Below are 22,777 nucleotides of genomic sequence, written 5' to 3'. Positions count from 1 at the left end.
CCCAATCGCCGCAACCGGAAATCCTTACGAGCGCTGCGTCGGCTCGACCTGGTGCTCGATCTGCCGCGAGTGTTCGGGCGCCATGACGGAAGCCTTGGATCATTCGCCAGGGGGCAGACGGGCGGGATCGACTCCGTCCACGCCGGTCCAGAACCGCACGGGGTACGCCCATTCCTTTTTGTAAAACTGGCTGGGCATTCGCATGTTTGCGTCGTCGTACGATACGAACTCTGTCGCATAGCTCGGGTGTCCGCCCGCGGGCAGGGCGCCGGCGTAACCAAGAGCTTCGAGCAGAACTGTCCGCTCCAGCTTGTTCGACTTGAGTTTGCCGATCAGGGCTGCGTTCAGCTCCGTCAACTGTGCGGACCCGGGCAGCGACCGGATCGCATCAACGATATCTTCCAGCACTGCCCGGCCCCGGCGGACATCGTGGTCATCGTCCGCCCCGTCGAACAGCTCCACCGCCGCGCCGGCCCACGGAACAGTTATCGGCCGGAACCAGAAGGCATCGCCGGCGAGGCTCTCGGATGTGACAGCGTCTTCGCTCTCGCGCATACCGCAAACCCCGCAACTCGTGGGGTGGAAATGCTGCGACGGCGCGAAGCCATGCTGGGGCAGGTGCCGCAGGAACGTCAGCCGCGGCCAAACACTCCGCCGCCTCTGGTCCCTCGTGACCAGGCTCGCAAGCCACGCCCGCTCGATCGCGCGCCGGTCAGCGGCAGCGGCCACCGCGACCGTTGTCCGGACAAGGTCATCATGATCCACGGTCGCCAATTTAGGCCAATCGGCTCAACGCGCGCAGGGCCCATAGTGGCGTGTCAGCGCGTGATGAGCAGATCGGGCCCGCCTCCGGGCACGCGACGAGGCGAGACCTTTCGATGCCGGATGCGCCATCCGTGAGTTGTCCGCACGAGCTGATCCGCGTAGACGAAGCTGGCAACCGCGCCATCCACATTCACGGTCAGGCCCTTCGACCACGCCCGCGCACCGTCGCCGTCCTCGCGAACCACAACGTTGGTGGCATGCATTCCCAGAATGTCGCCGGGCCCTTTACGGTGCGCGACGGAGATGTACATGGCGAGCCGGGACTCGTGCTGATCGTCCAGATGCACCGGCGCCAGACCGAGATCACTCGTATCGACGACGAGATCCGAGGTGAAAACCAGGTCGAATCGATCGTATGCGCCGGCGTCACAGAGGTGACCGTGCAGGGCGATCACCTCCTGAATCTGCAAACGGTCGTCAGCGGTCAAGCGCACAGGAGCTCCTCACGTCGGCGACATGCGGCAGCCGACGTTAGCACCGCCCCGCACCCCCTGACCGCGACGAACGTCAGCGTTCCTGCAGCTCCCAGGGCGAGCCGTACTCGGTGAGCTTGTCGAGGAACGGGACCGGGTCGAAGGCCTCGGGGCCCAGCACGCCCGCGCCCGACCAGGTGCCGGCGGCCAGCAACTCCAGGGCCACGATGGGATTCACGGCGGTCTGCCAGACCACGGCCTGGGCGCCGTACTCGCGCATCGACCACTCGTTGTCGACCAGGTGGTAGAGGTAGACCTCGCGCGGGTTGCCGTCCTTGCCCGTGCCCGTCACCCACGTGCCGGCGCAGGTCTTGCCTGTCATGCGGTCGCCCAGGGTTGCCGGGTCGGGCAGCACGGCCGCGACGACGTCACGGGGTGAGACGTCGACACCCTTCACGCGTACGGGATCGGTCTTGTCCAGGCCCAGCTTGCGCAGCGTCTTGAGCACCTCGATGAACTCGCCGCCCAGCCCGTACTTGAAGGTGACCTTGCGGGCCTCGACCCAGCGCGGGATGAGCAGCACCTCCTCGTGCTCGACGTGCACGCACTCGACCGGGCCGATGCCGCCGGGGAAGTCGAAGATCTCGGGCTCGGCGAACGGTTCCGTCGTGTACCAGCCGCGCCCGCGTTCCCAGATGACCGGCGGGTTCAGGCACTCCTCGATGGTCGTCCACACCGAGAACGACGGCGCGAACTCGTACCCTTCGACGACCAGATTCGACCCGTCCCGTACGCCGATCTCGTCGATGTCGGAGAACAGGTGCTCGGCGGCGTAGCGGGCGAAGATGTCGGACAGTCCCGGCTCGACGCCGATGCCCACGAGGGCCAGTCGTCCGGCCGTCTCCCACTGCCCGGCCACCGCGAACTGCTCGTCACCCAGTTTCACACCGGTTTCCTCGTACGGGGAAACGGGGTTGGGTCTGGACAGTGACATGGCCATGTCGAGGTAATGCGCGCCGGCGGCGGCGGCCCCCTCGAAGACCGGCATGACGAAGCGCGGGTCGACGGCGTTGAACACATGGGTGATGCCGTGCTCGCGGCAGAGCGCGGCGATGGACCCGGCGGACGACGCGTCGACCTGGGCCGCGGCGAAACGCGCATCCGTGGTCGCGGCGGCGGCCTTCTCGGCCCGGGCGAGGTCGTAGTCGGCCACGACGAACAGGTCGAAGAAGTCCCGGCGGGCGGCGATCAGGGCGGCGGCGGACCCGACACCGCCCGCTCCGACGGCAAGGATTCGCATGGGGTGCGCCTTTCCGGACAATTCGTACGCCCGATCAACTGAAACCGTTCCCCGAGAGCCTTGACGCCACGGAAATGCTTGTCAAGAGCGATCAACTCTGCGATAAACGCAGTGGCCGTTACTGATCGAGGAGGCGGGCCGGTGCGGATTCCATCGACGGCCGCAAACCGGACGAGTGATTCGATTGCCGTGCACCTGCCTGCCGGGAAGAATCGCGGCGTGACGGCGGACGTGGCACTCGACGACATCAACAAGCAGATCATCGAGCACCTGCAGCGCGACGGGCGGATGTCCTACGCGACGCTGGCGAAGACGATCGGCCTCTCCGAGGCGGCCGTGCGCCAGCGTGTGCAGCGGCTGCTCGACGGCGGGCTCATGCAGATCGTGGCGGTGACCGACCCGCTCACGCTGGGCTTCGCGCGCCAGGCGATGGTCGGTCTCAAGGTGAACGGCGACCTGCGCGCCATCGCCGACGAGATCGCCACCATCCCCGAGGTCGACTACGTGGTGATCTGCGCCGGCGGCTTCGACCTGCTCGTCGAGCTGGTCTGCACCGACGACGAGCACCTGCTCGACCTGCTCAACGAGAAGGTCCGCTCGATCAAGGGCGTCATCGCGTGCGAGACGTTCATGTATCTCAAGCTGGCCAAACAGACGTACGCGTGGGGAACCCGATGATTCCGTCCTTCTGGCTGAGCACCCTCGACCCGGTGACGCCGCGGCCGCCCCTGCCGGGCGACCGGTCGTACGACGTCGCGATCGCCGGGGGTGGCTACACCGGATTGTGGACGGCCTACTACCTCTCCCGGCTCGCGCCGCACCTGTCGATCGCGGTGCTGGAGGCGTCGTACTGCGGGTTCGGCGCGTCGGGGCGCAACGGCGGGTGGGCCTCGGGGCTGTTCCCGGTCAGCGAGGCCAAGCTGGCGCGGCGCTTCGGGGCTTCCCAGGCCCGCGCGATGCATGCCGCCTTGGCCGACGCGGTCGACGAGGTCGGGCGGACGGGCATCGACTGCGACTACGCCAAGGGCGGCACCATCTCGCTGGCCCGCTCCCCGGCCCAGCTGCGACGGGCCCGGCGCGCTTCCGGCTTCATCCCCCGGGAGGAGGCAGCCGCGATCTGCAATGCGACCGATGTGCTCGGTGGCGTCTACAGCCCCGACTGTGCCGCCCTGCATCCGGCGCGGCTGGTTCGCGGGCTTCTCGACGCGGTCCTGTCGCGCGGTGTCGACGTCTTCGAGGGCACGCGCGTTCTGTCGCTCTCCCGCGGGTCCGTCGTGACCGACCACGGCACGGTCACGGCCGGAACCGTCGTACGGGCGCTGGAGGGCTACACGTCGCAGCTGGCCGGGCACCGCCGCGCGCTCGCCCCGGTCTACTCGCTGATGATCGCGACCGAGCCGCTGCCCGCCTCGGACTGGGACCGCATCGGCCTGGCCCGCCGTGAGACGTTCACCGACGAACGCCACATGATCATTTATGGCCAGCGTACGGCCGACGACCGTCTCGCCTTCGGCGGCCGCGGCGCGCCGTACCACTTCGGGTCGAAGGTCGAACCCTCGTACGACCAGGTGCCCGAGGTCTTCGACAGCCTGCGCGAGACCCTGGCCGACATGTTCCGCATCCGGCCCGAGATCGCCTACCGCTGGGGCGGCCCGCTGGGCATCCCGCGCGACTGGATGCCCAGCGTCGGCCTGCGCGACGGCGTCGCCTGGGCCGGCGGCTACGTGGGTGACGGCGTCGCGGCGGCCAACCTGGCCGGGCGCACCCTGGCCGACCTGATCGCCGGGGAACAGACGTCACGCACGTCCCTGCCGTGGGTGAACCACCGTTCCCGCCGCTGGGAGCCCGAACCGATCCGCTGGCTCGGCATCAACGCCGCCCTGCGGGCCACCACCCTGCGGGACGCCATCGAGAAGCACCCTGCCCCCGCGCGCTGATCCGGGGATACGGGTCTTCCGGCTCGAGATGCACCCTGCCCTCAGCGCGCTGATCCGGGATACGGTTTCCGGGTAGTCGCTTCCGTTCTCCGTCGAGGAGTGCGTAATGCGGACAGAGTCGGTGACGCGATTCGACTTCGCCACCTGTGACGTCGGCGTGGCCCACGAGATGCTGGGCCAGATCTACGAGGGTTACCGGTTCCGGGGCCGCCCGGCGGAGCGACCCTTCAGTTTCCGTACGGAATCGGTGCACGCCGGCCCGATCGCGGTCGCTCGCGCGCAGTACACGATGGACGTCACCGTCCGGTTCCGCCCGTCCGACAGCCTGATCTTCGTGGCCCTGGACGCCGGCCGCCTGGAGACGCACGACGGACCCGACTCGCAGCTGAGCCTGCCCGGTGACGTGCTGGTGCACCGGACCGGCCGCCCCCAGACGAACCTCTGCAGCAACATCGACCTCTACGGCCTGACCCTCGACCCGCGCCTGGTCGCCGACGTGGCGGCCACCCGCACCGGCGTCTCCCGGGCCGACTTCCGGTTCGACGCGATGACCCCCGCGTCGGCCGAGCTGGGCCGTTTCTGGCGCGACACCATGGCGTACGTGCATGGTCTGCTCACCACCGCCGGCGCGCTGACGGAGAGCCCGCTGGCGATCAGCGCCGCCGCCGACCTGGCCGCCTCGGTGGCCCTGGTCGCCTTCCCCAACTCGGCGATGGCGGCCCCGCACCGCCCCGCCACCGGCCCGCTCCCGCCCGCCTCGGTACGCCGCGCCACGGCCTTCCTGGAGGCCCACCTGGCCGAGCCGATCACCGCGGTCAGCATCGCCGAGGCGGCCCGCGTCAGCCCGCGGGCGTTGCAGGCGGCGTTCCGCCGTCACCTGGACACCACACCGATGGCCTACCTGCGCCGGGCCCGCCTCGACCGGGCCCACCAGGACCTGCTGGCCGCCGACCCCACCGAGGGCGACACGGTGGCCGCCATCGCCCACCGGTGGGGTTATCTCAGCCTGAGCCAGTTCGCGGCCGACTACCGTACGGCGTACGGCCGCTCGCCGCGGGAAACCCTGCGCCTATGATTCCGCTTCGGGCTCGGGCAGGGTCTGGGTCAGGTTGACCATGTTGCCGTCGGGGTCGTAGACATGGGCCACGCGCTGGCCCCACGGCATGTCGTTGGGCGGCCCCTGAACCCGCCCGCCGTTAGCCTCGACCCGGGACAACAGAGCGTCAACGTCATCGACGGCGACGCTGAGCGCGAACCGCGACGACGGCCCGGCCGCCCCGGCCTCGTTGACCAGCCCGAGATCGGAGTCGCCAACCTTGAACCCGACGTAGAACGCGGCCCCCTGAGCCGGATAGCGCGTCGTCTCGACCGCCCCGAGCAGCCCCACATAGAAGGCGCGCACCTTGTCGAAGTTGGGCGTGCTGATGATCGCTTGAACCGTGGACATCAAACCTCCCGCGTTTCCCTCTAGGACCAGGCGGTCGGCCCGGACTCATCGGTGCTCGCGCGGGGTGACCGGCTCGGCTCGCGCCCAGGCGCCTGCCCTCAACCTATGCCGATCCGTTCGACCTCGGGCTCGATCAGGGCGACGACCCGTTCCTGCTCGCGCGGGCGCGGAAGCCCCTCCGGGGGTCAGCGGAACTGCGGGATCAGCTCCTCGGCCAGCCGCAGCATGTGGGTGTGGTCGTAGGCCACGCGCGGGATGTAGAAGAGGACGTAGTCGGCGCCGGCCTCGGCCACCCGCTCGACTCGGGCGATCGTGTCGGCGGTCGACTCGGTCAGGTCGAGCTCGATCGTGGTCGACTTGGTGATCGACGCATAGTCGCGGCCCAGCCGGTCGCAGTGGTCGCGCAGCACCGACAGCTTGTGCCGCACGACCTCGGGGTCGCCGCCGCCCACGTTGCAGCCGTCGGCGTACTGCGCGACCAGCTTCAGCGTCACCTTCTCGCCGCCACCGCCCAGCCAGAACTGCGGCTTGCGGCGCGGCTGGTTGATCGGCTCGTCGATCGAGTAGTGCTTGCCGGCGAACGTGGGCCGGTCCTCGGTCCACATCTTGTGGATGATCTCGACGGCCTCGCGGAACTCGCCCATCCGCTGCGGCACGTCCTTCCACTCGTAGCCGTACGCCTTCCACTCGTGCTCGTACCAGCCCGCGCCCAGCCCGGCGATCAGGCGGCCGTTCGACGCGACGTCCACCGTCGACGCGATCTTCGCGTACAGGGAAGGTTGCCGGTATCCGTTGCAGCCGACCATCTGGCCGATGCGCACGCGGCTGGTGTCGCGGGCCAGCGTCGAGGTGGCCGTCCAGCACTCGAAGACGGTGTTCATCGTCGGTTCGGGGACGGTGTGGAAGTGGTCGTAGAGCCAGACCGCGTCCCACGGCCCGGCGTCGGCGACCCGCGCCACCTGGGTCATCGCTTCGTACTGCTCGACCGGGTCGGCGATCTCGACCAGGTCCATCTTCCAGCCCTGCGGCACGAACACCCCGAAACGTACGCTCATGGGCTCAACCTAATCGACGCTTGGCAAACCGCGCTCGCGGTACCAGAGTGTCGGTGGATCACGCATCACGGGGGAAGCAGGATCGGATGTACTACATAGCTCTGGGCGCCGTCCGCCGGCGTTCCGGGCCGGCGCTGCTCATGGCCCTGCTGGCGGCGCTGCTGGCCACCGGGGCGAGCTGTGCCGCGTGGTACGGCCTGACCGTCTCGTCGCGGTCGGCGGGCGCCGAGGTGCTGCGGGCCCCGGTCGAGGAGCGTGTCATTCTCGCCCGGCAGCCGGGGGATACCACCGACGATCCGCGCGGGGCCCTCGACCGGTTCGCCTCGACCGTACGGGAAATGCTGCCGGTGCCCTCGGGAACGCCGGTGCTGGGCGTGGTGGCCGAGGCGACGTACAACTATCCGGGCCGCAGCGGCGCCTCCACCGGGCTGCCGATCGCCTACCGCGACGGGTTCTGCGAGCACGCGAAGGTCACCGGCTCCTGCCCGGCCACCGCGAACGACGCCGCGATCAGCGCCGACACCGCCCGCCGCCTCAAGCTGAAAGCCGGTGACACGTTCCGGCTGCGCTCGGCCACCTCGTCGATCCCCATGACGTTCCGGGTGAGCGGCGTCTACGTGCACGTCGAGCCGGGCAACGCCTATTGGAGCGACAAGCTGTTCCGGGCCCAGGGCTCGCTCGACCCGCTGTTCACCTCGCTCGACACCTTCCGCGATCCGCTGCTGACCCGCCAGACGTACGCGTGGGACCTCGACGTGCCGTTGCCGCTGCTGCGCGGTGACGGCGCGTACGACCTGAACGGCCTGGTCAATGCGGCGGCCCCGCGGTTCGCGGCGGCCCAGCTGGAACTCGCCACCCCGACCGGCAAACTGGTCGACCGCGTCCGCGAGGAACGCATCGCCGTGGCCCGGGGCGTCGCGATCGGGCTGGGGCAGCTGGCCGTGCTCGCCTGGTTCGCGTTCGCGCTGGCCGGCCGCTTCACCGGCCGTGACCGCCGCGCCGACGCCGGCCTGCTCAAGCTGCGCGGCAGCACCGCCCGGGGGATCCTGCGCCTGGCCCTCAGCCAGCACCTGCTCCCGTTGCTCGGCGGCGGCGCGGCCGGCTGGGTGGCGGGTTTCCTGCTGGCCTGGCCCCTCGCGGGTGGGCTGCCGGTGACCGTCGAGCTGTGGGTGGCCCTGCTGCTCTCGCTCGGCCTGGTGATCGTCGTCCTCGGGATAGCGCTGCTCGTGCTGCTCGCGGTCGACGCGCTGCAACAACGGGCCCCGGTCGCGGCCCTGCTGCGGCGGGTGCCGTCGGCCCGCGCCGACTGGCGGTCCGGCGTGGTCGACCTCGCGCTGGTCGCGCTGGCGGCGGGCGCGGTCTATCAGGCCCGCCAAGGGGGAAGCGGGCTCGGCGTGGTCGCGCCCGCCCTGGTCGCCCTGGCTGTGGCCCTGCTGCTGGCCCGGCTGCTGCGCCGCGCCGCCGACCGGGCCGGCGCGGTGGCGCTGCGGGCCGGTCGCATCCGGCTCGGGCTGACCGCCGTCCGGGTCTCCCGCCAGCCCGGCACCGATCGGGTGTTCGCCCTGGTCGCGGTCACGGTCGCGATGATGGCGCTGGCGCTCGGCACCTTCTCCGCGGGCCGCACCGAGCGGGCTGGGCGCGCCGACGTCGAGCTGGGTGCACCCCGGGTCCTCACGGTCACCGCGGCCACCCGCACCGAGCTCCTGTACGCCGTGCGCCGCGCCGATCCCGAGGGCCGCTATGCGATGGCCGCCGTGGTCGACGCCGGAGGCAGCCCGCCCGTGCTCGCCGTGGACAGCCGCCGGCTCGCGACCGTGGCCACCTGGCGCCCCGAGTACGGCCCGATCGACGCCCTCACCCGATTTCCCGCCCCGGCCGCGCTGCCGCTGGTGACCGGCGACCGGCTGACCGTGGCCGTGACCAGCCGCCGCACCACGACCACGCTGCTCGGCGCGACCCTGCAGCACGAGGGCACCGGTGAGCCCGTACGCGTCGAGTTCAAGGGCCTGCGGCCGGGGGCGGGGGAGGCCTCGGCCGCGGTGCCGCGCTGCGCCGTCGCCCCCGGCTGCCGGCTGGTCGCCTGGGAACTGTTCACCCCCGAGGGCTCGGACGACGGCTCGGTCACCATCCGCTCGCTGACCCAGCAGAACCCGTCGGGCGCCGTGCTCGGCCCGGCCCAGCTGGCCGACGTGACCCACTGGCGCAGCGATTTCAGCAGCCCGGCCGTGCACATCGCCACGTCCGGCGGCGGGCTCACCCTGACCACCGTCCCGGCCGAGTCGATCAAGGTGTCGGTGGTCGACTCGCCGCTGCCGCAGCCGGTCGTGCTGGCCGGGCCCACCCCCAGCACCTGGGTGTTCGACGACGCGGCGGTGGGCCGCTTCGGCGACCCGGCCACCCCGGTGCGGGTGGCCGCGGCCGCGACCGTGCTGCCGGTGCTCGGCCACGAGGGTGTGCTCACCGACCTCGACGCCGCCCGGCGGGTGGCCGGCGAAAGCGACCAGGGCGGCACTCTGCAGGTGTGGCTGACGGCGGACGCGCCCGCCTCGGTGGTCGAGGCGATCGGCCTGCCCGTCCTTTCCGACCGCACCGCCGCCGCCCGGGCCGAAGACCTGGCCGCCGACGCCTCGGTCGTCACCGCGCCGTTCGGGCTGTTCGCCGTGGCCGTGGGCGCGCTGATCGCGGCCGGGCTGCTCGGGCTGTCCGCCGCCGTCGACCGCGAGGCCCAGCTCGACCACCTGCGGGCGCTGCGGTGGCAGGGCCTGTCCCGCCGGTCGGCGCTGGCCACCGCCTATGCCGGGGCGGGTTCGGTGGCGCTGGCCGGTCTGCTCGGCGGGCTGGCGGCGGCGCTGGTGGCCCGCCCGGTCGCGGCCGTCACCGCCCCGCCGTTCCCGGACGGCTGGCGCGTGATCCCGCCGCCGGGCGCGCTCGGGCCGGTCGCCCTCGCCGTGGCGGCCGGCGTGGGCCTGGTGGTGCTGGGCGCGACGGCCTGGCTGTCCGTGCGGCGGCTGCGCGGGGAGCTTTCATGATCGCCCTTCTTCGCCCTTCGGCCGGCCGGCGGAGGGAGCTGTCGTGATCGCTCTCGTTTTCTCCATGGTCTGGGCGCGGCGTGGTCAGGCCCTCGTGGTGGCGCTGCTCGCCATGTTCGGCGTGGCCGCGGCCGTCGCGGCGCCGGCCTATCTGCGCGCCGCCGACCGGGCGACCGCCTCGGGCCAGGTCGAGACGGCGGCGGCGGAAGATCTGGCGATTGCCGTACGCGCGTACCAGTCCGACCCTCGTACGGTGAAACCGGGCGCCGATCTCGTGGGACCCGACCTCGAGCGCAACGGCTCGGTGCTGCTGGGGATGCCGGGCTTCGACTACGTCTACTCGGTGGAATACCCGACCATCGGCGTCGAGCCCTCCATCTCGTACGCGACCCGGTTCGTCTATCGCCAGGACGCCTGCGAGCACCTGGTGATGACGGCCGGCCGCTGCCTGATCGGTGAGGCCGACATCATCCTGCCCGAGGCGACCGGCCGGCGACTGGAACTGGCGCCCGGCGACTCGATCCAGTTGCGGGCCGCCGTCCGCGTCGTGCCGCGAGGGGAGCCGCCCTTCTACGCGCCGGTCGGCGTGCACAAGCAGTTCCTCGTCGCCGGCTTCTACCGGGTGCCCGACCCGCGGAACGTCTATTGGGGAACTCACGCCTACTTCGCTCCCTCGTCGGGCCTGCCGCCGGGCGCCAACGAGCCCGCGTTCGTCGGGAGCGCCACGCTGCACGCCATGGACCGGGGCGCGGTCGAGGCCGGGCTCGACGCCTATCCCCGGGCGGGGGCCCTCGACGTCGACAACCTTCCCGCCGTACGGGATGGGCTCGTCGCGATGCAGGCCGGTGCGACCTCGCTCGGCGGTGGGGTCGAGATGCGCAGCGAACTACCCGCCCTGCTCGACCGCATCGACTCGGGGCGCGACGCCGGTCACCGGATCGTGCCGGTGCTCGCGGTCGCCCTGGTGCTGCTGGCCTGCCTGACCATCTTCCTGGCGGTCGGCTACGGCACCGAGGGGCGGCGGCCCGAACTCGCCGTGGTGGCGCTGCGCGGCGCCCGCTGGGGTCAGCGCTGGTGGCTGGCGACCGGCGAGAACCTGGTCGCGATCCTGATCGGCGCCGTCCTCGGCTGTCTGGCCGGCCAGCTGCTGGTCAACGCGTTCAGCGCCTACCGTTTCCCGGGCGTCGGCGCCGACCCCGGCCTCGACTCGCTGCGCTGGGCGCCGGTCGCCGCGGGCGCGGCCGTGCTGACCGCGCTGCTCGCCGAGCGACGCCAGATCGCCACGCCGGTGGCCGAACTGCTGCGCCGCGCGCCGTCCGTGCCCACCAGCGCGCGGGCCATCGCGGTCGAGGCCGTCGTGGTGATCCTGGCCGGGGTCGCGGTCGTGCAGCTCACCGACGACCTGCGCGGGGTCGGCACGGCCGCCGCCGCGCTGGTGCTGGTGGCCGGCTCGCTGGTCGCGGCCCGGCTGCTGATACCCCTGGCCACCCTGCTCGGCCGGCGGGCCCTGCGGCGCAGCCGGATCGGGGTGGCGCTGGCCGGGTTCCAGCTCTCCCGGCGGCCCGGCGCGGTGCGGCTGTTCGCGCTGCTCACGGCCGCGGTCGCGGTGATCGGGTACGCGGCCTCGGCGGTGGATGTGGCGGCGCGCGGCCGGGTCGACGAATCGGTGCTCGGCACCGGCGCCCAGCGCGTGATCGAGCTCGGCCCCACCGGCCGCCCGAACCTGCTGGCCGCGGTGCGGGCGGTCGACCCGGAAGGTAAGTTCGCGATGGCCGCGATGCGGCTGCCCAAAGACCCGGCCGCGCCCACCGTGGTCGCGGTCGACACGACCCGCCTGGCCACCGTGGCGGCGTGGCCCTCCGGCGCCCCCGCCGTCGAGTCGATCACCCGCGCGCTGCACCCCGCCGCGGCGCCACCGGTCGACGTGGACGGCGCGAAGGTGGCGTTCGACATCACGGCCGACGGGTTCCGGCCCGGCAAGGCGGTCGCGGTGTCGGTGGTGCTGTCCCCGCGCGACGGCGGCAACGACGAGATCGTCGAACTGGGCGTGCTGCGCGACGGCCGGCAGACGTACGGGCAGACCGTCCCCGCCTGCGCGAAGGGCTGCACCCTGAACTCGGTGCGCATCGTCGGCGGCACCGGAACCCTGGACGTGTCCGGCCACATCACGGTCCACAAGCTGACCGGCGGCGCCCCCGGCAACGGCGTGCCCGGCGACGTCCTGACCGACCCGTCCCGCTGGCGGGCCTCCGAGGGCGGCGAGATCGGCCGGTCCGCCGACGGCCTGCGGATCGACGTGACCTCCCTGAACGGTCTGCCCTCGGGGATGTTCGTGCAGCCGGCGGCCGCCCCCGACCCGCTCCCGGTCGCCACCGCCGGAATCGGCGCCCTGCCCACCATCGAGGGCCTGGACTCGCGCCCGGTCCGGGTCAGCGTGGCGGCAGCGTTGCCGGCCGTCCCCGGAGCGGGCGCACCCGCGGTGCTGACCGACCTCACGTACGCCGACGCCCTGGCCACCGACGGCGCCGCCAGCAGCAACGCGCTGGTCTGGCTGAACTCGTCGGCTCCCGCTGACATCGTCGACCAGTTGGCCGCCCACGGCGTCACGGTCACCGCGGACGTCCGCGCGTCCCAGGTCCGGGCCCGCCTCGACACCCAGGGCCCGGCGATCGCCCTGTGGTTCTACGTCATAGTGGCCGTCCTGGCCGCAGCCCTGGCGGCCGGCGCGCTGATCCTGGCCGCATCGGTCGACCGCGACCGCCGGGTCGAAGACCTGTCCGCTCTGCGAGGCCAGGGCTTGAGCCGCGCGGCGTTGCGGCAGGCCACCCTGTGGACCTATCCCGTGCTGATCGCGGTCGCGGTGGTGGCGGGTCTGGGGGTTGCCCTGCTGGGATGGTGGTTGACGGGGTGGGCGCTGCCTCTGGCCGGGCTTACCCCGCCGGCCATCCCGTTGGCCGGTTGGCCCCGGCCCGTGACCATCGGGGCGACCGCCCTCGCCACGCTGCTGATGCTCGCGGGCGTGGCCGTCCTGGCCGGCCGCCGCACCCTCCGCCGCATCCGCTAGCGCATTCCCGCGCGGGTTCATGGATCACATTCGCCAACTGTTCAGCCGTCCGGGTGGCATTGCATACTGAGTTTTCGCGACCAGCCAGGCCTGCGGAGATTCCGATGATTGATCGTGCCCGGTTCGAATCGGCGGACGAGCTTGTTCTCTGCCACGCTCTGGAGAAGTTACGCACCCGCGAAGGGCTCCGCCCGGCGCGATTGCAGGCCGAGGCACGAGTCGTGGCCGAACCATTGCTGAGCCTGTCCGCGGTGCGCCGCCATTCGGCCATTTTCGACCTTGACCTGGCGCACGCTGCCGTCGCCGTGGTGGGCGAATGCGTTCAGGACGGGCTCAACGGCACCGACCGGATCGTGGCCGACGCGGTTCTTGGCCTGGGCCTTTTCCGAGATCGCTATTTGCGGCGCGGGATGGGCGCCCGCGACGTCGACGGCGTGTATTCCGATCTCCTCAGCCGTCGCCGGCGGTCCCTGCTGGCGAACTGGTCGGGCCTGCACGAGGCGCTCGACGCCGAGCCGATCGAGAGGCCGAGCGACCGGGCGTTGCGGGGCAGCCTGGAGGGTCTGCTGCTGCGAGAGCTCTCCCGGCAGCTCGTCCTGCGCGAGACCCACTCGGTCGGGGCCAGCAACGCCCCGGCCCGGCTGCGGCCCGGCGAGCTGACCGGGGCGACACTCAACGGGCACCGCCAAGGCCGGGTCGTGGTCATCGGCGCGGCCGTGATGGATGCGACCTTCAAGACCAAATCGATCCCGGCCCGGGAAACCTCCAACGAGGCGTACGCCTTCCAGCTGTCGCCCGGCGGGAAGGGGCTGAACCAGGCCGTCGCGGCCGCCCGGCTCGGCCTCGACGTGTCCCTGCTGGCCGCGGTGGCGGACGACCGTTTCGGCGACGAGATCGTCGACTACCTGCGCCGCGAGAACGTCGACACCTCGATGATCAAGCAGGTGCCCGACGCCCAGACCGCCTTCACCGGGATCATCGAGTTCGAGCTGGGCGACAGCATCGCGGTGAACTGGCGCAACGAGCGTGAGCTGCGCATCGACGCCCGCGACATCGACCGCTGCCTGCCGCAGATCGCCGAGGCCGACGCGGTCCTGATCACCTTCGAGATCCCGCGCGACAGCCTGGAACGAGCGACGGCCCGGCTGCGGGAGCCCGGCTACCGCCATGTCACGGTCATCGTCACTCCGGGACAGCCCTATTCGAACGCCGGCGTCTCGGGGCAGGCGCTGGCCGAGGTCGACTATCTGGTCGCGCATCCCTGGGAACTCGGCCGTTACGGCCCGTCGAGCGACGGACCGCTCGATGTGGACGTCGTGGCCCGGCAACTGCTCGCGTACGGGGTGGAAACGCTTTGTGTGCCCCTCGCGGGCGGTTGCACCATCTATTCCGCGACCGAGCTGGGAACGTTCGCGGTGCCGACTTTTCCGTCGGCCTACAAGGAGACCTCGGCCTCGAGGGACGCGTTCTGTGCCGCGCTCGCCGCCAAACTCATCGACAACCTCAAGGAGTTCTCCGAGGGCGTCGCGTTGTGGGCGACGGCCGCCATGGCCGCGGCCGCCGCCGACTATCCGTTGCCCAATCCCATGCCGGACCGGCGGCGCGTCGACCAGCTGCTGACCCGCTCCCGTTTCCAGGTCGCCCCGCGTTCGGTTCCGCCGGAAAGCGTCCCGCTCGTCAGCGACGTATCCTCGGCCGTTCGCTCTCCGGAATGAACTCCGTCTCGCCGCGCAGCCGCCAGCAGAAGATGAGCGACTCCCGCAATCTGATCCGGCTCACCTCGAACGTCTGATCGGGATGTGCCTTCTGCAGATCCGCGATCGTCGCGCTGCCGAACCGCCGCCGCAGCTGCCGCGGGCTGACATAGAACCGATTGTGGTAGAGGTAGGGCCGGGGTTGCACGGTGAACCAGTGCTGCCAGTTCGCCGCCCGGTAGCTGCCACCGCTGAAGCCCAGGTTGCGGTCGACGGCCGTCGTGAGCAGATCGACGCCGAACGAGTTCTGCCTCATCCAGGAACGCACGCGCGCCAGCAGGTGGGAGATGGCGCCGTACGGGGCGTCGTCGCAGGAGAAGACGCGCGAGACGTCCCAGACCCGCTCCCGGGGAATCCCGAAATTCGCCTCTATCCGGGCCGCCACGCGGCGCCACTGGAGGGGTGAGACGCTGCAGATGCTCACCGGCAGCCCGCGCGGGTCCAGCAGCGCGAAGTACTGTGATCCCTCGCGGGCGCTCTGCAGGTAGTGCCGGTGCGTGATGATCGGTGCGGCCTGAGCGGCGGGCACCGGCGCGAAGCTGAGCCTGTGCAGGCGGCGTAGCCCTTCGGACACGCGCCCGGTCGTCTTCTCGACGTCGTCGGCCAACTGCCCGGCCACCCAGTTCACCTCGGCGCGGACCGACCGGGCCGGCATTCTTCCGTCGGACTCGGCGATGCGGGGCAACTGCAGCAGCACCCGGACGTGCAGCGCCCGCGTATTCACGACCCGGCTGGTGGCCGCCTCGTCGATCATCTGGGACATCCGCTTGTCGCCCGACGTCACGCAGTCCGGCAGGCTGATGTCGGCCTCGTCGTCGACGGTCATCCCATTTCCTCGAACCGGCCGGCTGCCAGTTGGCAGCCAATTGCCATGGAACACTTCATTCAAGCTCGACAACTGGCGGAACTATGGCGAGCATTTTCCGGGCAACCGTCGCGATGGTGTCGCAGATGGATGCCAAAAGCCTTTGTTGACGCCCTATTGCCATCGCGTTAAATCAAATCTAGAAGGACTGGCTCCGAGGCCAAAAGCCTCTCGGGCCCACGTCCCGGCCGAACTTTAGACCGGGTTTCGCGGCTAGGCAACCCCCAGAAGGAGGATCAATGTCTCCCGGCGATGTTCTCGTTATTGTCATCATGAGTATAGGTGCCATGGTGCTCGTGGCGGCCTGGCGGAAAGTATTGCTCTTCTTGCTCTCCGTTGTCATTGCGGTCTTCTTCTACGGGCTTTTCAGCCTTTCTCACCTGGTCCCCAGCTAGCGGGTGACTCGGTCGCCCCGCAAACGGGTGACCTCGGCGCCGGATCCGCACCAATGGTCCGGCGCCCCACGACGAGGCGTGCATCAACCGATGGCGGAGCGGATGGCCGTGGCCATCAGCTCGGCTGCGGCGGCTCGCAGGTGTTCGAGGCTTACCTCGGCGTCCAGCTCGCCCGTGGCCAGGGCCACCACCGCGTCGCCGTCGTAGCTGGAATGGGCGGGGTGCAAGGCTCGGGCGAAACCCGTGTGTCCGCTCTGGGCCAGCAAGTAGCAGGCCCTCTTGTCCAGTTTGGCGTCGGTCAGCAGCACGGCGATCGTGGTGTTGGTGCGGGGGAACGGTGGCGGTGCCGGTGTCGCCGGGCCCTGGTCGGGGGCGATCAGCGGGCGGCCGTCGGGGCCGATGACGTCGCCCCAGCCGTTGACCGCGGCCAGCGCCACGATCGAGGCCTCGCCGAGGCGGCCCTGGGCCAGGCCGATGCCGCCGGGGTCGAGGCGGTTGCGCCACTTGCCGGTGGTGGCGCCCGTGCCGGCGCCGACGCGGCCGGTCTGGAACGGGGCGCCGGACAGGGCGGCCTCGGCTGCCGACCGGCCGCCGGTGGTGAAGTCGGGGCGGTCGGTCGCGGCCACCGACGCGTCGAACAGGGACATGCCTACGACGATCGGGACCGGGCCGGCGGCGGTGGGGAAGCCCAGGCCGCGTTCGCGGAGCAGCTGCATGACGCCGTCGCCGGCGGCCAGGCCGAACGCGGAACCGCCGGACAGGACCACGGCGTCCACGCGGTCGACCAGGCGTACGGGGTCGAGCAGTTCGAACTCGCGTGTGGCCGGTGCGCCTCCTCTCACCTCGCCCGAAGCCACCGTTCCGGGCGGCGGGAGGATCACGGTCACGCCGGTGCCGTCGCCGGTCCAGTGGCCGGCGTGTGCCGAGAGAAGCTGCATACCCCAATGATCCACCCGGGCCTGGAGAAACCGGGCCCAGTTAAGCCGGGTCCACCCAGGCCCAAAGAGGCCACGTCCACTCGGGCCCGGAGAAGCCGCTTCCACTCGGGCCGGGAGAAGCCGCTTCCAACCGGTCCCGGAGAAGCTGCCGGGAGCGGAATTTGTCGATGCCGGTGGATGAGGGAAGCAGGGTTGACACGCCGGAAACGGCCAAGCAATCTCGGTTTATCGATTTAGCGCCCCGGAACTGGGGGATCGGTGTGAGTGAAACCGTTGCCGTCATGTCGGCCGCCGGGGTCACCGTGGTGGTCGACGGCCGCGGGCCGGGGCTGCCGGTCGTCGCCTACTGGGGCCCCGAGCTGCCCGGCCTCGACGACGAGCAGGTCAGCGCGCTGCTCCGGGCGGCCGTGGGGGTCACCGGCAGCAACGCCCAGGACGAGCCTCCACCGGTGGCGATCATCCCGGAGCACAAAGGCGGCTGGACGGGGCGTCCGGGGCTGCGCGGCTCGGCCGGCGGCGCGGGGTGGTCACCCTCCTTCCAGATCACGAGCTTCCGCCCGTACGGGAATGGGGGTCCCGGGCTTCTCGAGGTCGAAGCGGCCGACGACGCCGGGCGGCTCGCGCTGCTGATCGAGATCGAGCTGCTGCCCAGCGGCCTCCTGCGGGCGCGCGCCACGCTCACCAACCAGCGCGAGGAGACGTACGGGCTGGAAGATCTCGTCTTGTCCTTCCCGCTGCCGGCCGAGGCCACCGAACTGCTCGACTTCGCCGGGCGGCACAACCTCGAACGGGTGCCGCAGCGGGCGCCGCTCCACGTGGGGCTGCACACGCGGGAGAATCGGCGCGGGCGCACGGGGGCCGACAGCGCCTATGTGCTGCACGCCGGCGAGCCGGGATTCGGGTTCGCGCGCGGGCGTGTGTGGGCGGTGCACACGGCGTGGAGCGGCAACCACACGCATTACGCCGAGCGGGTCTGGTCGGGGGAGCAGCGCCTCGGCGGCGGGGAGTTGCTGCTGGCGGGGGAGGTGCGGCTCGCGCGCGGGGAGGCGTACCGGACGCCCTGGGTTTATGGCTCGCACGGCGACGGGCTGGACGAGGTGGCCCGGCGCTTCCATCGGCATCTGCGTTCGCGCGGGAGGCCGGTGGACAGCGAGCGCCCGGTGTCGCTCAACGTGTGGGAGGCCGTCTATTTCGACCACCGCCTCGACAAACTGCTCGAACTCGCCGAGCTGGCCGCGGCGGCCGGCGCCGAACGCTACGTGCTGGACGACGGCTGGTTCGGCTCGCGCCGCGACGACACCTCGGGACTGGGTGACTGGGTGGTGTCGCCCGACGTCTGGCCGGACGGGCTGCACCCGCTGATCAACGGGGTGAAGCGGCTGGGCCTGCAGTTCGGGCTGTGGTTCGAGCCCGAGATGGTCAACCCCGACTCCGACCTGGCCCGCGAACACCCCGAATGGATCATGTCAGCGCGGGACGAGTGGCCGGTCGAGTCGCGCCGGCAGCAGGTGCTCAACCTCGGGCTGCCGGGCGCGTACGAGCACGTCAAGACGCAGATTCTGGCGATCCTCGACGAATACGCGATCGACTACATCAAGTGGGACCACAACCGTGACCTGATCGAGGCGGGCACCCAGCCCACCGGCGAGCCGGGCGTGCACGACCAGACGCTGGCGTTCTATCGGCTGCTCGACGAGCTCCGGGCCGCGCATCCCGCCCTCGAGATCGAGTCGTGCTCGTCCGGCGGCGGCCGGGTCGACCTCGAGGTGCTGGCCCGCAGTGACCGGGTCTGGGTCAGCGACAACATCGACCCGCACGACCGGCAGCACATGCTGCGCTGGAGCGCCCAGCTGGTGCCGCCGGAGTTCCTCGGCTCGCACATCGCCTCGGACCGCAACCACGTCACCGGCCGGCGGCACGACCTGGCGTTCCGGGCCGGCACGGCGGTCTTCGGCCACCTCGGCATCGAGTGGGACCTCACCGCCGCCGGCGACGAGCAGCTGGGGGAGCTCGGTGAGTGGATCGCCTTCTTCAAGGAGCACCGGGGGCTGCTGCTCGGGGGCGATCTCGTACGGATGGACGGGTACGGCGACGACGTGCTGGTGCACGGCGTGGTGTCACCCGACCGGTCGGCCGCGCTGATCGCGATGGTGACGATGGCCAGCCCGTACCCGGATCCACCGGCCCGGCTGCGGTTCCGCGGTCTGGACCCGCGACGGCCGTACCGCCTGCGGCCGTTGCACCCGGCGTCGCACCCGCCCCCGTGGTGGGACGGCGACGTCGTTCTCAGCGGCGCCGCGATCGAGCACGCGGGCGTCGCCGCACCCCGGGTTCGTCCCGACCAAGTCGTGCTCTACAGCGCCGACGCCCTGAGGGGACCCGATGGAGGCAATCAAGCGTAAGGACGACACCCGACTGGCCCTCATGTTCATCGCACCCGCGTTGGTCGGCTTCCTGATCTTCATGGTCTGGCCGACGCTGCGCGGCATCTACCTCAGCTTCACCAAGTTCAACCTGCTCACACCACCCGAGTTCAACGGCCTCGACAATTACGTACGGATGGTCCAGGACCCGGTGTTCTGGAACGCGCTCAAGGTCACCATCTACTACGTCGTCATCAACATCGTCGTGCAGACGGTGCTGGCGCTCGGCATCGCGGTGATGATGCAACGGCTCACCCGGCGCACCTGGCTGCGCGGGATCGTGCTCACGCCGTACCTCGTGTCGAATGTGGTCGCCGCCCTGATCTTCCTGTGGATCCTGGACTATCAGCTCGGCATCGGGAACCGGGTGATCGAGCTGATCGGCCTCGACCGGGTCGCTTTCCTGGCCGACGGCGCCTGGGTCATCCCGACGGTCGCGCTGATCAACGTCTGGCGGCACGTCGGCTACACGGCCCTGCTGATCTTCGCGGGGCTCCAGACCATTCCCGAGACCCTGTACGAGGCGGGGCGCACCGACGGGGCGTCCGAGCTGACCATGTTCCGGCGCATCACCTTGCCGCTGCTCCGCCCGATCCTGGCGCTCGTCCTGATCATCACCGTGGTCGGGTCGTTCCAGGTGTTCGACACCGTCGCCGTCACCACCCGCGGCGGTCCGGTCGACTCCTCGCGGGTCCTGCAGTACTACATCTACGACATGGCGTTCGGCCGCTTCCAGTTCGGCTACGCCTCGGCCATGTCGGTCGCGCTCCTGGTGGTCCTCATCGTGATCACGTTTTTGCAGTACCGCCTGACCCGCGCCGAGCAGTCCGACCTGGCCTAGGAGGGTCCGATGGCTACCACCACCACACAGCCGGTGGCCGTTCCGGCCGTCGTCGTCGCCGAGAAACCCCCCAAGCCGGGCTTCAACTTCGGGCGCGCGCTGGCCTGGTTCTTCATGATCCTGGTGATCCTGGCGTCGATCTTCCCCTTCTACTGGATGCTGCGCACCGCCCTGAGCAGCAACAACGCCCTGTACGCGGGCTCCGACAGCCTGCTTCCGGTCGACGCTTCGTGGGGCGGGTTCGAACGCGTCTTCGGCCTGCAGACCGGTCAGGAGGCGATCGACGCGGGCGGCGCCGGCCAGCCGATCAACTTCTGGCACTACCTGGCCAACTCGGTGATCGTCTCCACCCTGGTCACCGCCGGACAGGTCTTCTTCAGCGCGATGGCCGCGTACGCGTTCGCCCGTCTGCAGTGGCGGCACCGCGAGAAGGTCTTCGCGTTCTTCCTGGCCGGCCTGATGATCCCGGCCATCTTCACGCTGCTGCCCAACTTCGTGCTGATCAAGCAGCTGGGCCTGATCGACACGCTGCTCGGCATCTCGCTGCCGACGATGCTGATGACCCCGTTCGCGGTCTTCTTCCTGCGGCAGTTCTTCCTCGGCATCTCCCGCGAGGTCGAGGAGGCGGCCCTGGTCGAGGGCGCGTCCAAGGTACGGGTGTTCTTCCAGCTGATCATGCCCATGTCGGCCGCGCCGCTGGCGACGCTCGGCATCCTCACCTACATCACGTCGTGGAACGACTACTTCTGGCCGTTGATGGTCAGCTACACCGACCGTTCCCGCGTGCTGACGGTGGCGCTCGGCGTCTTCAAGTCGCAGACGCCGCAGACCGGTCCGGACTGGTCGGGCCTGATGGCGGCCACGCTCGTGGCGGCCCTGCCGATGCTCGTCCTGTTCCTCTTCTTCGCGAAACGGATCGTCAACTCCATCGGCTTTAGTGGGATCAAATGAAATCGCGTCTCGGAGCCTTCCTTTCCGCGCTGCTCGTCGCCGGATGCGGCTGGAGCGGGGCCGACGCCGCCACCGAGTCGGGCGGCGGCACCATCGAGTACTGGCTGTGGGACTCGGCCCAGCAGCCCGGTTACCAGAAATGCGCCGACGCCTTCGCGCAGCAGAACCCCGGGCTGTCGGTGCACATCTCCCAGTACGGCTGGGACGTCTACTGGTCGAAGCTCACCGCCGGGTTCATCGCCGACACCGCGCCCGACGTGTTCACCGACCACCTGGCCAAGTTCGCGCAGTTCGTCGACCTCGGCGTGCTGCGGCCGCTCGACCAGCTCGGGCCGACCGGCGACATCAACGACGGGGACTACCAGGAGGGGCTGGCCGAACTGTGGAAGGGCCAGGACGGCAAGCGGTACGGGTCGCCGAAGGACTGGGACACGATCGCCATGTTCTACAACCCGGCCGCCCTGCGGAGCGCCGGTGTTGATCCGGCCACGTTGAAGGACCTGACCTGGAACCCGACCGACGGCGGCACCTTCGAGAAGACCGTGGCCCACCTGACCGTCGACGTCAACGGCGTCCGCGGCGACGAGCCCGGTTTCGACAAGAACAACATTTCCCAGTACGGGATCGGGTCCGACGGTTCGGGCGGGGGCGGCTGGGGCCAGACCCAATGGTCGAACTTCGCCGGCAGCGCCGGATGGCAGGTCACCGACAAGAACCCGTGGGGCACCCGGTTCAACCTCGACCAGCCGGCCTTCCAGGACACCCTGTCCTGGTACTTCGGCCTGGAACGCAAGGGTTACATGCCGAGCTTCGCCGAGATCGGCGGCAACAACCCGGTCGGCCCCGACAAGCAGATCCAGTCCGGCCTGGCGGCGATGGCCTTCGACGGCTCCTGGAAGATCTCGACCTTCACCGGCCTGACCGACACGTCGGGCCAGAAGCTCGCGATCGGCATCGCCCCGACCCCGATCGGCCCCACCGGCAAACGGGCGTCGATGTTCAACGGCCTGGCCGACTCGGTCACGAAGCTCTCGAAACAACCCGAGAACGCGGCCAAGTGGGTGAAGTTCATGAGCGGCGAGGAGTGCCAGAACATCATCGGCGAGTCCGGCGTGGTGTTCCCGGCCCGACCCGCCGGCACCGACAAGGCGATCGCGTTCAACCGCGACGAACGCAAGCTCGACGTCACCCCGTTCACCGACCAGGTCAAGGACAAGACCACGTTCCTGTTCCCGGTGACGTCGAACGCGGCCGACATCACGGCGCTGCTGCAGCCCCGGATGGACGCCGTCTACATCGGTGACGCACCCGTGTCGTCGCTGACCACCGTGAACGACCAGCTGAACAACCTCTTCAAGGTCGCCCAGTAGAAGACCGGGAGCGATGCCCCTGCCGTCGGGCATCGCTCCCGGCGACCGGGATGCCTACCGCCACCAGTGCTTGCCGTTGGTGGCGTTGTAGTAGACGGCCTTGTACGCGGCGTCGGCGATCGTTCCGCAGCCCCGCGGGTTGCCATGCTTCGCGCAGATCGTCAGCATGT

General features: G+C 70.5%; 17 protein-coding genes. 10 read left to right on the top strand and 7 right to left on the bottom strand.

Features of this window, described 5'->3' with window-relative positions; genetic code table 11:
- Positions 1-99 precede the first annotated feature (99 nt).
- The 3 genes from JIG36_RS29975 to JIG36_RS29965 form a co-directional block, all read right to left on the bottom strand.
- Entirely contained in the window at positions 100-765 is a 666-nt protein-coding gene (locus JIG36_RS29975) for a hypothetical protein (RefSeq protein WP_203379739.1), read from the bottom strand.
- Positions 766-818: 53 nt separating this feature from the next.
- Positions 819-1,253: a nuclear transport factor 2 family protein gene (locus JIG36_RS29970; protein WP_203379738.1), complete on the bottom strand. Its 435-nt coding sequence runs from the start codon at positions 1,251-1,253 to the stop codon at positions 819-821.
- A 79-nt stretch (positions 1,254-1,332) separates the two neighbouring features.
- Complete coding sequence (locus JIG36_RS29965; RefSeq protein WP_203379737.1) at positions 1,333-2,538, bottom strand: saccharopine dehydrogenase family protein; 1,206 nt, start codon at positions 2,536-2,538, stop codon at positions 1,333-1,335.
- Between the two features lie 219 nt (positions 2,539-2,757).
- On the opposite strand from JIG36_RS29965, the gene JIG36_RS29960 reads away from it, so the two are divergent.
- The 3 genes from JIG36_RS29960 to JIG36_RS29950 all read left to right on the top strand — a co-directional run bounded on the left by JIG36_RS29960 (position 2,758) and on the right by JIG36_RS29950 (position 5,550).
- Positions 2,758-3,216 carry an Lrp/AsnC family transcriptional regulator gene (locus JIG36_RS29960; protein ID WP_203379736.1) on the top strand — a complete coding sequence of 153 codons (459 nt, stop codon included), beginning with the start codon at positions 2,758-2,760 and terminating at the stop codon, positions 3,214-3,216.
- The gene (locus tag JIG36_RS29955; protein ID WP_203379735.1) at positions 3,213-4,475 is read left to right on the top strand and encodes an NAD(P)/FAD-dependent oxidoreductase; all 1,263 of its coding nucleotides are present in this window, start codon (positions 3,213-3,215) and stop codon (positions 4,473-4,475) included. Before JIG36_RS29960 ends, JIG36_RS29955 begins: the two co-directional genes overlap by 4 nt.
- A 121-nt stretch (positions 4,476-4,596) precedes the next feature.
- Positions 4,597-5,550 carry an AraC family transcriptional regulator gene (locus JIG36_RS29950; protein WP_307872961.1) on the top strand — a complete coding sequence of 318 codons (954 nt, stop codon included), beginning with the start codon at positions 4,597-4,599 and terminating at the stop codon, positions 5,548-5,550.
- Here JIG36_RS29950 and JIG36_RS29945 read toward each other — a convergent pair.
- Positions 5,545-5,922, bottom strand: coding sequence for a VOC family protein (locus JIG36_RS29945; RefSeq protein WP_203379733.1), 378 nt, complete (start codon positions 5,920-5,922; stop codon positions 5,545-5,547). The genes JIG36_RS29950 and JIG36_RS29945 overlap by 6 nt on opposite strands.
- Positions 5,923-6,107: 185 nt before the next feature.
- Positions 6,108-6,977, bottom strand: a complete 870-nt coding sequence (locus JIG36_RS29940) for an LLM class F420-dependent oxidoreductase (protein WP_203379732.1) — start codon at positions 6,975-6,977, stop codon at positions 6,108-6,110.
- Positions 6,978-7,063: 86 nt separating this feature from the next.
- Between JIG36_RS29940 and JIG36_RS29935 the strand changes: the two genes are divergently transcribed.
- The 3 genes from JIG36_RS29935 to JIG36_RS29925 all read left to right on the top strand — a co-directional run bounded on the left by JIG36_RS29935 (position 7,064) and on the right by JIG36_RS29925 (position 14,785).
- Complete coding sequence (locus tag JIG36_RS29935; protein ID WP_203379731.1) at positions 7,064-10,006, top strand: FtsX-like permease family protein; 2,943 nt, start codon at positions 7,064-7,066, stop codon at positions 10,004-10,006.
- A gap of 43 nt (positions 10,007-10,049) precedes the next feature.
- A complete protein-coding gene (locus JIG36_RS29930; protein WP_203379730.1) occupies positions 10,050-13,070 on the top strand; it encodes an FtsX-like permease family protein in 3,021 nt (1,006 codons plus the stop codon).
- Between the two features lie 104 nt (positions 13,071-13,174).
- Positions 13,175-14,785: a PfkB family carbohydrate kinase gene (locus tag JIG36_RS29925; protein ID WP_203379729.1), complete on the top strand. Its 1,611-nt coding sequence runs from the start codon at positions 13,175-13,177 to the stop codon at positions 14,783-14,785.
- On the opposite strand, the gene JIG36_RS29920 is transcribed toward JIG36_RS29925, so the two are convergent.
- Both JIG36_RS29920 and JIG36_RS29915 read right to left on the bottom strand, forming a co-directional pair.
- The gene (locus JIG36_RS29920) at positions 14,748-15,650 is read right to left on the bottom strand and encodes a Mom family adenine methylcarbamoylation protein (protein ID WP_203379728.1); all 903 of its coding nucleotides are present in this window, start codon (positions 15,648-15,650) and stop codon (positions 14,748-14,750) included. The genes JIG36_RS29925 and JIG36_RS29920 overlap by 38 nt on opposite strands.
- A 517-nt stretch (positions 15,651-16,167) precedes the next feature.
- Entirely contained in the window at positions 16,168-17,022 is an 855-nt protein-coding gene (locus tag JIG36_RS29915) for a P1 family peptidase (protein ID WP_203379727.1), read from the bottom strand.
- Between the two features lie 260 nt (positions 17,023-17,282).
- Here JIG36_RS29915 and JIG36_RS29910 point away from each other — a divergent pair, with 260 nt between their 5' ends.
- The 4 genes from JIG36_RS29910 to JIG36_RS29895 are packed head-to-tail and all read left to right on the top strand — an operon-like array spanning position 17,283 to position 22,607.
- Positions 17,283-19,424, top strand: a complete 2,142-nt coding sequence (locus tag JIG36_RS29910) for an alpha-galactosidase (RefSeq protein ID WP_307872960.1) — start codon at positions 17,283-17,285, stop codon at positions 19,422-19,424.
- A complete protein-coding gene (locus JIG36_RS29905) occupies positions 19,405-20,286 on the top strand; it encodes a carbohydrate ABC transporter permease (RefSeq protein ID WP_203379726.1) in 882 nt (293 codons plus the stop codon). The genes JIG36_RS29910 and JIG36_RS29905 overlap by 20 nt, the downstream gene beginning before the upstream one ends.
- Positions 20,287-20,295: 9 nt before the next feature.
- Complete coding sequence (locus tag JIG36_RS29900) at positions 20,296-21,237, top strand: carbohydrate ABC transporter permease (protein WP_236048480.1); 942 nt, start codon at positions 20,296-20,298, stop codon at positions 21,235-21,237.
- Positions 21,234-22,607 carry an ABC transporter substrate-binding protein gene (locus JIG36_RS29895; RefSeq protein ID WP_203379725.1) on the top strand — a complete coding sequence of 458 codons (1,374 nt, stop codon included), beginning with the start codon at positions 21,234-21,236 and terminating at the stop codon, positions 22,605-22,607. Before JIG36_RS29900 ends, JIG36_RS29895 begins: the two co-directional genes overlap by 4 nt.
- Positions 22,608-22,777: the final 170 nt, after the last annotated feature.

Source organism: Paractinoplanes ovalisporus (genome assembly GCF_016834655.1).
GTDB classification, from domain to species: domain Bacteria; phylum Actinomycetota; class Actinomycetes; order Mycobacteriales; family Micromonosporaceae; genus Actinoplanes; species Actinoplanes ovalisporus.
The sequence above is the reverse complement of the archived record's forward strand: the minus strand, read 5'-3'. Positions and strand labels throughout refer to the sequence as shown.